Here is a 12,460-nt window from a genome sequence, read left to right on the forward strand (position 1 = left end):
GTTAATCATGAAAGAAATCATTCACTTATTGCATACAAACGATATACATTCACACTTAGAAAGATGGCCTAAAATCAGACGATGGCTAAACGACACAAAACGACTTTACACAGAAGAAAAAGAAACGGTTTTTACTTTTGATGTTGGCGATTTTTTAGACCGTGTCCACCCTTTAACTGAAGCAACAGATGGCTTAGCTAATGTTGAGTTAATGAATCAAGTTCATTATGATGCGGTGACGATTGGAAATAATGAAGGCATTACGAATAGTAAACACGTTTTAAATGACTTATACAAAGAGGCAAACTTTCCAGTTGTGTTAAGTAATCTAAAGGATTTAGATACCCATGATTATCCAGTTTGGGCGCAGCCTTATATTATTACAACGACTAAAGAACAGACAAAAATTGGTGTGTTTGGCTTAACAGCACCTATGGAATTAAGTTATTACCCATTCGGTTGGGAAGTGATTGACCCATACACTTCGGCTCAAGAAGTGGTTGAAGAATTAAGAGGAAAAGTTGATGTGATAGTATTGTTATCCCATTTAGGCATTATAGATGACAAAAAAATGGCCCAACGTTATCCTGATATTGATGTTATCTTAGGCTCTCATACGCATCATTTATTACCTGAAGGGCTAATGGAGAACGGTGTCCTATTATGTGCGGCGGGACGTTTTGGTGAGCATGTAGGAGATGTCACGTTAGAATTAACAGATAGTACCATCACAAAAAAATCTGCTAAAACCACTAGTTCAGATAGTTTATGGGCTGATAGTCATGATAAACAAGAAAGTGAAGAATTTTATCGTTATGGGAATTTTTTATTAGAAGAAAAGTCGGTGGCTAATTTAGATAATGTGTTAGACAAGGAAACGACTCTAATAACTGCCACATTAGAAGCAATGAAAGAAGCCAGTGGATGTGATGTGGCAATGGTAAATTCAGGATTATTTTTAACGGACATTGGCCCTGGATTAGTGAATGAGAAACAGCTCCATACAAGCTTGCCACATCCGATGAATTTGATTAAGGTCACCTTAAAGGGTAAAGAGATGATTCGACTAGCCAGAGAAGTGGTCAAAAATCGAGATTTTTTAAGAAGATTTCCAATTATTGGGATGAAATTTAGAGGGAAATACTTTGGTGAAGTATGGTATGATGGCTTTAATTGTGATGAAATAACAAACGAAGGTTTTTGGTTAAATGAACCAATTGAAGATGAAGCAGAATATAGTTTTGTAACGGTTGACCATATAGCATTCGTACCATTTTTCCCGACAATTGAGATTGCAGGGAAAATTGAAATACTTGGACCAAGTTTTTTAAGAAATCACTTGGCGACTTATTTAAGTAAATTAAACACTAAAAGATAGAGGTAAACAGTATGTCGAGAAAAAATAAACAAGTAGTAGAAGAAGTTGAAAACATCGACACTCAACCAGAGGAAGTTGATGAAGTTCTTTTGGAAATGTTAGCAAATTATAATCCAGAGTCTTTTCCATTAGCAAATGGGACTTACCGATTAGTAAAAGATTATCGTGAGGGGTTTGATTACGAAGCGTTAATCAAACGATACAATGATGTGTTGGCAAAATATGACTATATCGTGGGTGATTGGGGATACGATCAGTTACGTTTACGTGGTTTTTTTAAAGATGATTTTAAAAGTGCCCCGCTTGATGCAAAAATCAACACATTAAATGATTATTTATATGAGTTTTGTAATTTTGGATGTGCTTATTTTGTGATTGAACAAATTGGTGAATTTAAACGAAAAGGTCGTTCATCAACATTTAAGTCATCAAAAAATAAAAATCAAGCACACATTAATGAGAAAAAATATGATAATAGAAATAATAAAAAGCCTAAGTATAAGGGTAATAATAAGCAACAACAAAAGAATAATCAATCAACTAACAAGAAAACCAATAAACCAACACAAAATAATACCAATGCGACAAAAGAGCGTCACTTTAAAATAAAGAAAAAAGAAGGTTAGGGGAAAAAGAATGACTTATAAAGGGTATTTGATAGATTTAGATGGCACTATTTATTTAGGAAACCAACCAATCGATGCAGGAAAACGATTTGTTGACCGATTAAAAGAAAAGAATATTCCTTTTTTATTCGTAACCAATAATACGACTAAAACACCTGAAGCAGTAAAAAATAGATTACATGATTCATTTGATATTGATGTATCTGAAGAGACGATTTACACTGCCAGTTTAGCAACAGTTGACTATATGAAAGACAAAGGTCTTGGAAATAGAGTTTATGTTATTGGTGAAGAAGGAGTTAAAGAAGCGATTTTTTCATCAGGTTTTATTTTAGATGAAGAGAATGCTGACTATGTTGTAGTGGCTCTAGACACAGATTTAACATATGAAAAATTAGCGGTTGCGACTTTAGCCATTCAAAAAGGGGCGCATTTTATTGGTACAAATCCTGATAAAAATATCCCGACAGATAGAGGGTTAATGCCTGGAGCTGGAAGTTTAATTGCGTCTATTGAGATGTCTACCCAAACAAGTGCCACTTATATTGGAAAACCAGAAGCTGTTATGATGGAAAAAGCGTTGGATAGATTGAAACTTAGTAAAAATGATGTCATGATGGTTGGCGATAATTACGAGACAGATATTCGAGCAGGTATTGATAATGATATTGATACGTTGTTAGTTTTAACTGGATTTACTAAAAAAGAAGATGTCCCAACGTTACCTATTGCTCCGACACAGGTGATTAACTCTTTAGATGAGTGGCAGGTATAACATGTGGTAAAAGCAAAAGAGTATTTAAAAAGGATTGTATTAATTTTATTTTTATTGAGTCTAGCCATTACGTTAACGATTAATGCAAGATGGTTGTATCAATTTGATATCAATTATTTAGGCATTACACAATACACGGATTATAACAAACAAACTATTTTGTCTAATTATGACGACTTGATGCGATACTTGAATTTTTTCTGGGTAAAAACTCTATCGATGAAAGATTTCCCAACATCAGGCGAAGGTGCATTTCACTTTGCCGAAGTGAAGCAACTATTTCAGTTAAACTATGCCGTGTTTTTTATCACACTCATTCCAAGTGTGATGTACCTATATCGTTTATTTAAAACAAAAATGGTTTGGACATTGTCACGTATGATACAAGGTATTTTGATGGGACTAGCAGCATTAGTTTTTTTATGATTGTGGCGTTTGACCAATTTTTTGTGTTGTTCCACGAAGTTTTTTTTAATAACGATGCGTGGATTTTTTATCCAGAAACGGATCCAATTATTTTAGTCTTACCACAAGAATATTTTTTCCATTGCTTTGCACTATTCTTTATCTTGTTTATCCTATTTTTAGCTATTTTATTAATTAGAGGAAACAGAGAGTTAAAAAAAGATCTATAATCGCCGATTGTAAAATTAAGCTAGACAACTAAAAAATCATTTGTAATACACTCAAATTGTATTTCCAACCAAAGAAAACAAGGAGAGTAATCACAAATGACCTATACACATCTTACTACAGACGAGCTAGTTTTGATAGAATCTTATTACCGCCAAAATAAAAAAGGAACATACGTTGTGAAACAATTGAAACGAGAAAAACAGACTATATATAATGTTTACAAAGCTTTTGATTAGGGACTATCTGCACTAGATTACTACAAAAGATACAAAAATAATAAAAAGAATTGTGGCAGACGAGTAATAGATATCGAAAATAGTTTAAATAATTGGTTTAAAAAGTTTCCATGCCATCTATTTAAATCAATCACATTCGATTGTGGTAAAGAATTTTCTAATTGGAAATCAATCAGCAATCTAAATGATATTGATATTTATTTTGCCGATCCAGGAACACCATCACAACGAGGCTTAAATGAACACTCTAATGGGTTATTACGTAAACATGAATTTCCTAAACGAATGGATTTCAAAGAAGTTGAGGAATCTTTTATCCAATCTATTGCATCTGAGAGAAATAATATCCTAGAAAATCATTAAACTATAAACTCCATTGGAAGTATTTTTGAGTTATGTAGACAACGATATTTTGTCTAGCTTAATTTGACAAATGAAATTAATTGAAAATAAGCTGCATTCATATCTGTTACTAAAAAGTTAACTTTTTCCCGTTCCTCCAACGGAGAGCGATTGAAGTAAGGGATAATTTTATCTAATTTCCTACTAAGTAAAATGTCCACTAATTCACCTGTTTTTCCATCAGCACATATGAAGCTCATTTTATCTTCATAACTAGCGTGAGATCTAAATTCATATACCATTAAAACTTCTGGAAAGGACCGTGGTTTAAGTTGTTGTGAGAGTTGTGATTAAACTGACTTAAGAACTCTTAAAACTGTCGTTAAAGAAACGTGGCATTGTTTAGCTATAAATGTCATAGAGACTTTCTCAGTTAATAATTCTAAAATCTTCAAAGTAATAAATTTACTGATATGACAGTTTTTTTCAACAGTAGAACACTGTGCCGTCCAATTGTGCGAACAGCTTTTACAATGGAATTGTTGTTTCTTCAGTTTTAAAATAGTGGGCATATTTTGATAAGAATCTAACTGAATAGTTACTTCCTTTTTTCCATTTCTAACAACGACACTTTTCCCTGCATTATCAACAATAGTTGAACCACAGTTCCTACAAGCCGAAGGCATGGGAGAATAGACTCCAAAGATAACTAAAGTGTTTTTTCCTTTAATTTTATATTCCTCCGTATTTGTTAAATCTAAATATTCATCTGTAATTCGTAAAATTTTTTTGATATGATTATTCATAACATGTCGTCCTTTAAAGGCTCTTTGTCAACTACTGTTGGTAAGGATTAATACGTTAGAATTTAAGATCTAGAAAGCATTTAGTTTTCTAGATCTTTTTTGGTGATGTAAAGGCAGATTCTTTTAAACAAATTGATAGTCGTAGCTTAAAATTATAAAAACTTCTCATGCCATAGGCATTACGCTTAATGACTTTAATGTGGTTATTCATACATTCTAATGGACCGTTTGAATAAGATGTTTCAAAGGTGTTTTTTATTTCTTCTCGATATTTTTTAAATGTTTTGAAAACAGGAATAAACTCTTTAAATCCTGTTGGTTGATTAATTAATTCCAAAAATAAAGAATAATCCTTTGTTTGAATCGCTCTTAAAATGTGTTGATAGGTGTTGTAAGCCTCTGTCAATTTAGAATCATAGGTAAAGTAAGCGTTCAAGTAATTCTTTTTCAGAAAGATACGCTTTAAAGGATGGACGCCAATGCTGTTGGATATAATCTAATTTGTCATAGCTTTTTTGAAGTAATTTCCAATACTTTTTAATTCGTCTATAGATAACCCCGTTATCTTTACATTTTAATTGAGTCATTATTTTAATCCGTATCTTTTGAAATGCCCTGCCGAGATGTTGAACGAGATGAAATTTATCTAAAACGACTTTAGCGTTCGGGAACACTCGTTTAGTTAAAGTAATGTAAGGTTGATAGATATCTGAAACGACATATTTTACTTGTTTTCTATTAGCTAGAGAGAAGCCATTAAAATAATTCTCAATTTTTGGTAATCTTCGATCAGGTAGAATATCAATTAATTCATTTGTTTCACTGTTCATCATAATAAAACTCATTGAACCAGCTACTTTTTTAACAGATTTAAATTCATCAAAACATAGTACAGACGGAAGTTCATAACTATACTTCTTAATCGGTTCATACCACTCTTTTAATACGCGAGAGACAGTTGAAGTTGAAACGCTCGTTTGTTTTGCGATATCACTCATGGCGTGTTTAGAGGTTAACTGTTTCGCAATGAGACGTTTTAAATTATTAGAAATACAGTTGTTTCTAGAAACAAAAGGGGTATCTAAAACAAAAGTCGTATCACATTTTTTACAAAAGAAACGACGTTTCTTTAATCTAATATAAGTGACATATTCAGAAACACTAGGCATTTTAATTAGGCTAGTTGTATATCCCCATTTAATAATATTAGAGTGATTACTTTGACAATGCGGACAGCATGTAGGAGATTCTTCTAAAAAACCATGGAATATCCGAGAGAAAACGCCTTTTATTTTTTCAGTAGATAAACAATTTTCATTAAAAATAATATTTAGGTCTAGTATATTTAAGATATCTTTGATAGTCTGTGAATATGACATGTGGTATCCTCCTTAGTTTGTTTTTTTGCAATTTCATTCTAACGGATATCACATGTTTCTGTGTACAAAAAAACTGTCGGTAACTTGTGTTACCAACAGTAGAAATTATAGAGCCCCTTTAAATTATGGCTGTACACTAAATCGTGTTGATAGATTAAATTCTATCAATACGATTTTTTGTTTTAGGCATAGAAAAAGGGGCATTATTATTGGTAAAATTAAGTCGTCTATAACTAACATTACAAAGGAGAATACCCCTATGGATAATAATACAAGAAAACTACTCAATTTAACAGATGATTCTCTTATTTTTAATGAGGATTGGTTGTCTCGCGAATCGAGAAACAACCAATCAGTTAACATGATTACAGGAAGATTAGTGAATAAAGATAAGCAATGCAAGAAATGTGGATTTGATCAATCCGTTAAAAACGGAACGTATCAAACCATTAGTCAATTGCCTGAAGTTGAACGTCGCCCAACTTATCTAAAACTTCACAGAGAACGTTACCGTTGTAGAAACTGTGGCTCAACTTTCAGTGCTTCTAATTCTCTAGTAGATGACTATTGTCAAATTTCTAAACAGCTTAAATACCAAATTGCTTTTGCCTTAAAAGAGAATCGATCACGTAAAGAAATCGCAGAATGCCACAGTGTCTCTGAAAATACTGTTAAACGTGTGTTAGTATCATTTACCAATAATCAGCAACCGAATTTTAACTTCTTGCCCACGGCTCTTTGTGTAGATTAGTTTAGCTCTACTTCTGATTGTCATGCTAGAATGAGCTTTATTTGTGCTGATGCGACATCTAAAAAAATAATCGATATCTTACCTGATAAAAGATTACATAAGTTGGTTTCTTACTTTATGAAGTATTCCAGAAAATCACGTTTAAAAGTAAGGTTTTTGGTCATGGACATGAATGCAATTTACGGTCAACTATTAAAAACAGTCTTTCCAAACGCCGAAATCGTCACAGATCGATTTCATATCATTCAACATATTAACCGCTCTTTCAACACCTTAAGAATAAAAGAAATGAATCAACTAAAACGCCACAATCAAGAGGAAGGAAAGCAGTATCGAAGATTAAAGCGTTATTGGAAATTCCTTTTAAAGGGGCTCTATAATTTCTACTGTTGGTAACACAAGTTACCGATAGTTTTTTGTACACAAAAACATGTGATATCCGTTAGAATGAAATTGCGAAAAAACAAACTAAGGAGGATACCACATGTCATATTCACAGACTATCAAAGATATCTTAAATATACTAGACCTAAATATTATTTTTAATGAAAATTGTTTATCTACTGAAAAAATAAAAGGTCTAAATTGCAATATTAAGTTAGCCACCTAGGTAAAAACATCTAATTTTTTGTGTTATTCTATTAAAATCCATCCTTACCAACATGTTTTGATTTTAAGCTTTTGAATTTCTTCTAAAAATAATGTAGCTGGTTGTCTATAATTTAAGATTTTACGTGGTAAAAGATTAATTTTTTCAGTAGCCAGTTGAATGAATTGTTTTGAGTAGTTGCAGATTGGAGTTCCTTTCGGAATAAATTGTCTTAATAAACCATTATGTCTTTCATTTGTACCTCGTTCCCAAGAAGAATAAGGATGAGCAAAATAGACATCCGTTATTTGTTGGAGAGTATCATGAAGCGAGCTAAATTCACTACCATTATCAGCAGTAATTGATTGAAACATCTTGCTAAAATTAACTTGTCCGAACTCAGATTTTAATCGATTAACAGTATAACAAACAGACTCTTCTGTATGATCATCTAAAACAACAGTGATCATGTAACGCGTTTTTCTTTCAACAAGAGTAAGTATAGCATTATCATCTTTAGATTTTGAACCAATAACGCTATCTATTTCCCAATGACCAAAGTTTTTTCTATCATCAACTGTACTTGGTCGTTCATCAATCGATTTTCCTAGTTCTTTTTTATGCTTACGACTTCTTTTCTTTTTAGGTGAGAGTCTGATCTTCATCTTGAGATGATGGTTTCTAATAGGTAAAAAGCCACTATCAATATAATTATAAAGTGTCTTAGTAGAGACAGTAGGTGTATTCCAAGTCCTCATGGACTTGGTAAAACCAACAATTGCATCTGGTGACCAATTAAAATCAATAATCTGTTTACAGGCATAATTAATAAAGTCAACAGCACTGGCTAGCTTAGAATTAGCACCACAACGCTTTCTATTTTCTATATATTTAGCTTGTCCTGTCTCAGCAAAATAGAGTTGTCTAGGCTTTTTATTTTCTTTGATTTGCGTTGTTGTACCACGTTTTAGCTCATTGTTTATTGTTTGATGGTGTCGACCTAATCGTTTACCGATTGCTCTATTAGAATCACCTCTATTATGCCAAACTTCAATAAGTTGTCTTTCTTCAAAGGAAAGATGTTTATAAGTCAATTTTTGTGTGGTATTCTGAATTTGCGCCATGATAAAAATTCCTTTCGTTGTTGGGTAGATACTTCAATGATACATGAATTTTTACCATGGTGTTTTTTTATTATTTTAGGGTGGCTAACTTGATTCTACAATTAACCGAAAAAATAAAAGGCGTTTTCTCTCGGATATTCCATGGTTTTTTAGAAGAATCTCCTACATGCTGTCCGCATTGTCAAAGTAATCACTCTAATATTATTAAATGGGGATATACAACTAGCCTAATTAAAATGCTTAGTGTTTCTGAATATGTCACTTATATTAGATTAAAGAAACGTCGTTTCTTTTGTAAAAAATGTGATACGACTTTTGTTTTAGATACCCCTTTTGTTTCTAGAAACAACTGTATTTCTAATAATTTAAAACGTCTCATTGCGAAACAGTTAACCTCTAAACACGCCATGAGTGATATTGCAAAACAAACGAGCGTTTCAATTTCAACTGTCTCTCGCGTATTAAAAGAGTGGTATGAACCGATTAAGAAGTATAGTTATGAACTTCCGTCTGTACTATGTTTTGATGAATTTAAATCTGTTAAAAAAGTAGCTGGTTCAATGAGTTTTATTATGATGAACGGTGAAACAAATGAATTAATTGATATTCTACCTGATCGAAGATTACCAAAAATTGAGAATTATTTTAATGGCTTCTCTCTAGCTAATAGAAAACAAGTAAAATATGTCGTTTCAGATATCTATCAACCTTACATTACTTTAACTAAACGAGTGTTCCCTAACGCTAAAGTCGTTTTAGATAAATTTCATCTCGTTCAACATCTCGGCAGGGCATTTCAAAAGATACGGATTAAAATAATGACTCAATTAAAATGTAAAGATAACGGGGTTATCTATAGACGAATTAAAAAGTATTGGAAATTACTTCAAAAAAGCTATGACAAATTAGATTATATCCAACAGCATTGGCGTCCATCCTTTAAAGCGTATCTTTCTGAAAAAGAATTACTTGAACGCTTACTTACCTATGATTCTAAATTGACAGAGGCTTACAACACCTATCAACAAATTTTAAGAGCGATTCAAACAAAGGATTATTCTTTATTTTTGGAATTAATTAATCAAGCAACAGGATTTAAAGAGTTTATTCCTGTTTTCAAAACATTAAAAAAATATCGAGAAGAAATAAAAAACACCTTTGAAACATCTTATTCAAACGGTCCATTAGAATGTATGAATAACCACATTAAAGTCATTAAGCGTAATGCCTATGGCATGAGAAGTTTTTATAATTTTAAGCTACGACTATCAATTTGTTTAAAAGAATCTGCCTTTACATCACCAAAAAAGATCTAGAGAACTAAATTCTTTCTAGATCTTAAATTCTAACGTATTAATCCTTACCAATAGTAGTTGACAAAGAGCCAATTTTATTCATCCTCATCATTGACGTAGAGCCCAAAAAATCGCATTGATAGAATTTAAGGCTGTACACTAAATCGTGTTGATAGATTAAATTCTATCAATGCGATTTTTTATTTTAGGCATAGAAAAAGGGGCATTCTTATTGGTAAAATTAAGTCGACTATAACTAACATTACAAAGGAGAATACCCCTATGGATAATAATACAAGAAAACTACTCAATTTAACAGATGATTCTCTTATTTTTAATGAGGATTGGTTGTCTCGCGAAGCGAGAAACAACCGCTCAGTTAACATGATTACAGGAAGATTAGTGAATAAAGATAAGCAATGCAAGAAATGTGGATGTTATCAATCCGTTAAAAATGGAACGTATCAAACCATTAGTCAATTGCCTGAAGTTGAACGTCGCCCAACTTATCTAAAACTTCACAGAGAACGTTACCTTTGTAGAAACTGTGGATCAACTTTCAGTGCTTCTACTTCTCTAGTAGATGACTATTGTCAAATTTCTAAACAGCTTAAATACCAAATTGCCTTTGACTTAAAAGAGAATCAATCACGTAAAAAAATCGCAGAATACCACAGTGTCTCTGAAAATACTGTTAAACGTGTGTTAGTATCATTTACGAATAATCAGCAACCTAATTTTAACTTCTTGCCCACAGCTCTTTGTGTAGATGAGTTTAGCTCTACTTCTGATTGTCATGCTGGAATGAGCTTTATTTGTGCTGATGCGGCATCTAAAAAAATAATCGATATCTTACCTGATAAAAGATTGCATAAGTTGGTTTCTTACTTTATGAAGTATTCCAGAAAATCACGTCTAAAAGTAAGATTTTTGGTCATGGACATGAATGCAAGTTACGGTCAACTATTAAAAACAGTCTTTCCAAACGCCGAAATCGTTACAGATCGATTTCATATCATTCAACATATTAACCGCTCTTTCAACACCTTAAGAATAAAAGAAATGAAACAGCTAAAACGCCACAATCAAGAGGAAGGAAAGCAGTATCGAAGATTAAAGCGTTATTGGAAACTCCTTTTAAAGGACAGTTCTGAATTAAACTATAAACACTTTTATTATCGTCCTTTATTCAAGAGAAATATGTCATCTACCGAATTGGTAGATGAGTTACTTTCTTATAGTTCTCTATTAAAAAAAGCGTATCATTTTATGCAAGAATTGAAGTATGCTTATAGAACCAACGATTATGTTTTATTTTTAGAGTTATGTTCAAAGATACCTGTTGAATTACCAAAGTATTTTAAAGATAAATTCAAGATATTTGGTAAGTTCTCCCAAGGAGTCATGAATGCCTTTAAATACTCCTATTCAAATGGTTTCTTAGAAGGCATTAATAATAAAATTAAAGTGATTAAACGTGTGGCCTATGGCTATCGAAACTTTCTACTATTCAAACGACGTATCTTTTTGATTCAAAATCAAGTTTTTCAGGTTAAATAAAAAAGCGAGAGAATTTCTTCCCTCACTTCAATTAATTCTATTTCATTTTTGAGACTTTTTCATCAATATTATTGTCCATCAACACGATTTGACATAGAGCCGAATTTAATCTATCAACACGATTTAGTGTACAGCCGATTTTTTTAGTTATCGTTAAGTACCCATTCGTTAATGGCATATGCTACACCATCGTCATCGTTTGTTTTGGTGATTTTATCTGCAATATTTTTTACACTCTCTAGAGCATTTCCCATTGCAACCCCAATACCAGCATATTCAATCATAGATAGGTCATTTTCATTGTCTCCAATGGCCATGACTTCTTCTTGTTTGATATTTAGGTATTGAGCTAATTCTTTAACAGATTCACCCTTAGTTGCTTTAGGGTCAAGTATTTCTAAGTAGTAAGGAGCACTTTTGACGATTGAAAAACGGTCATAATACTCTTGAGGAATTTTTTTAATCGCTGCGTCAAGAACATCTTCATGATCAATCATCATAGCTTTTACAAGTTTGATATCTTTTGTCATGTCATTTACCGGTTTATATTGTAGCGGAATACCAGTAATCATTGCTTCATTAATAGTATATGGACTAATGTCAGTGTTAGCTGTATACATAGTATCGGCATCTTGAGTATGGAAATGCACACCGAGTTTTCTAGATAAAAGCTCCACATCTTGATAGTCTTCTAATGATAATGAATGACGTAAAATGACTTCTTTTGTTCCGGCATTTTGAATCATGCCGCCATTGTAAGTAATAATAAAACTATGGTCATTTTCAAGACCTAATTCTTTTACTAAATCAATAACCCCAATTGAAGGACGTCCTGTTGTTAAGACAATATCGATTCCTAAATCAGATGCTTTTTTGATTGTTTCTTTCACTTTTGGTGTTAACTTTCTTTCTGAATTGACCAATGTTCCGTCAATATCTATAGTTACCATTTTAATACCCAAA

At 32.2% G+C, this 12,460-nt stretch carries 14 protein-coding genes and 3 pseudogenes; 11 read left to right on the forward strand and 6 right to left on the reverse strand.

Annotated elements, in window-relative coordinates:
• Nucleotides 1-7: 7 nt before the first annotated feature.
• From BW731_RS10200 to BW731_RS10220, 6 genes and pseudogenes are all read left to right on the forward strand, one after another.
• Complete coding sequence (locus tag BW731_RS10200) at nucleotides 8-1,378, forward strand: bifunctional metallophosphatase/5'-nucleotidase (RefSeq protein ID WP_079347889.1); 1,371 nt, start codon at nucleotides 8-10, stop codon at nucleotides 1,376-1,378.
• An 11-nt stretch (nucleotides 1,379-1,389) separates the two neighbouring features.
• Nucleotides 1,390-2,004, forward strand: coding sequence for a YutD family protein (locus tag BW731_RS10205; protein ID WP_079347891.1), 615 nt, complete (start codon nucleotides 1,390-1,392; stop codon nucleotides 2,002-2,004).
• Nucleotides 2,005-2,014: 10 nt separating this feature from the next.
• Nucleotides 2,015-2,779 carry a TIGR01457 family HAD-type hydrolase gene (locus BW731_RS10210; protein ID WP_079347893.1) on the forward strand — a complete coding sequence of 255 codons (765 nt, stop codon included), beginning with the start codon at nucleotides 2,015-2,017 and terminating at the stop codon, nucleotides 2,777-2,779.
• 3 nt (nucleotides 2,780-2,782) lie between these two features.
• A pseudogene (locus tag BW731_RS10215) lies at nucleotides 2,783-3,414 on the forward strand (TIGR01906 family membrane protein).
• Between the two features lie 96 nt (nucleotides 3,415-3,510).
• Entirely contained in the window at nucleotides 3,511-3,651 is a 141-nt protein-coding gene (locus BW731_RS13125; RefSeq protein WP_456300656.1) for a hypothetical protein, read from the forward strand.
• A gap of 54 nt (nucleotides 3,652-3,705) precedes the next feature.
• Nucleotides 3,706-4,081 (forward strand): annotated as a pseudogene (locus BW731_RS10220) (IS30 family transposase); the annotation flags it as partial.
• Here the strand turns inward: BW731_RS10220 and BW731_RS10225 are convergent.
• The 4 genes from BW731_RS10225 to BW731_RS12550 form a co-directional block, all read right to left on the reverse strand.
• A complete protein-coding gene (locus tag BW731_RS10225) occupies nucleotides 4,068-4,295 on the reverse strand; it encodes a transposase (protein ID WP_079347895.1) in 228 nt (75 codons plus the stop codon). The pseudogene BW731_RS10220 and the gene BW731_RS10225 sit on opposite strands and share 14 nt — an antisense overlap.
• 48 nt (nucleotides 4,296-4,343) lie before the next feature.
• Nucleotides 4,344-4,799, reverse strand: a complete 456-nt coding sequence (locus tag BW731_RS10230) for a transposase family protein (RefSeq protein WP_079347897.1) — start codon at nucleotides 4,797-4,799, stop codon at nucleotides 4,344-4,346.
• A gap of 88 nt (nucleotides 4,800-4,887) precedes the next feature.
• On the reverse strand, nucleotides 4,888-5,235 hold the full coding sequence (locus tag BW731_RS12875; protein ID WP_158080206.1) for a transposase: 348 nt from the start codon (nucleotides 5,233-5,235) through the stop codon (nucleotides 4,888-4,890).
• On the reverse strand, nucleotides 5,213-6,178 hold the full coding sequence (locus BW731_RS12550; RefSeq protein ID WP_143592781.1) for an ISL3 family transposase: 966 nt from the start codon (nucleotides 6,176-6,178) through the stop codon (nucleotides 5,213-5,215). Before BW731_RS12550 ends, BW731_RS12875 begins: the two co-directional genes overlap by 23 nt.
• 259 nt (nucleotides 6,179-6,437) lie before the next feature.
• Between BW731_RS12550 and BW731_RS10245 the strand changes: the two genes are divergently transcribed.
• The 3 genes and pseudogenes from BW731_RS10245 to BW731_RS13000 all read left to right on the forward strand — a co-directional run bounded on the left by BW731_RS10245 (nucleotide 6,438) and on the right by BW731_RS13000 (nucleotide 7,539).
• Complete coding sequence (locus tag BW731_RS10245; protein WP_158080207.1) at nucleotides 6,438-6,929, forward strand: helix-turn-helix domain-containing protein; 492 nt, start codon at nucleotides 6,438-6,440, stop codon at nucleotides 6,927-6,929.
• Nucleotides 6,930-7,298 (forward strand): annotated as a pseudogene (locus BW731_RS10250) (transposase); the annotation flags it as partial.
• A 115-nt stretch (nucleotides 7,299-7,413) separates the two neighbouring features.
• Nucleotides 7,414-7,539, forward strand: a complete 126-nt coding sequence (locus BW731_RS13000; RefSeq protein ID WP_269844059.1) for a hypothetical protein — start codon at nucleotides 7,414-7,416, stop codon at nucleotides 7,537-7,539.
• Between the two features lie 44 nt (nucleotides 7,540-7,583).
• Here the strand turns inward: BW731_RS13000 and BW731_RS10255 are convergent, their stop codons facing one another.
• Nucleotides 7,584-8,642: an IS30 family transposase gene (locus BW731_RS10255; RefSeq protein ID WP_079345281.1), complete on the reverse strand. Its 1,059-nt coding sequence runs from the start codon at nucleotides 8,640-8,642 to the stop codon at nucleotides 7,584-7,586.
• Between the two features lie 89 nt (nucleotides 8,643-8,731).
• On the opposite strand from BW731_RS10255, the gene BW731_RS10260 reads away from it, so the two are divergent.
• Entirely contained in the window at nucleotides 8,732-9,958 is a 1,227-nt protein-coding gene (locus tag BW731_RS10260; RefSeq protein WP_158080208.1) for an ISL3 family transposase, read from the forward strand.
• A gap of 261 nt (nucleotides 9,959-10,219) precedes the next feature.
• Nucleotides 10,220-11,497 (forward strand): ISL3 family transposase, encoded by a 1,278-nt coding sequence (locus tag BW731_RS10265; RefSeq protein WP_079346503.1) that lies wholly within the window; start codon nucleotides 10,220-10,222, stop codon nucleotides 11,495-11,497.
• Between the two features lie 143 nt (nucleotides 11,498-11,640).
• Here BW731_RS10265 and yidA read toward each other — a convergent pair whose 3' ends face one another.
• Nucleotides 11,641-12,459, reverse strand: coding sequence for a sugar-phosphatase (yidA, locus tag BW731_RS10270; protein ID WP_079347905.1), 819 nt, complete (start codon nucleotides 12,457-12,459; stop codon nucleotides 11,641-11,643).
• Between the last annotated feature and the right edge of the window lies 1 nt (nucleotide 12,460).

This window comes from Vagococcus martis (assembly GCF_002026305.1).
GTDB classification, from domain to species: Bacteria; Bacillota; Bacilli; order Lactobacillales; family Vagococcaceae; genus Vagococcus; species Vagococcus martis.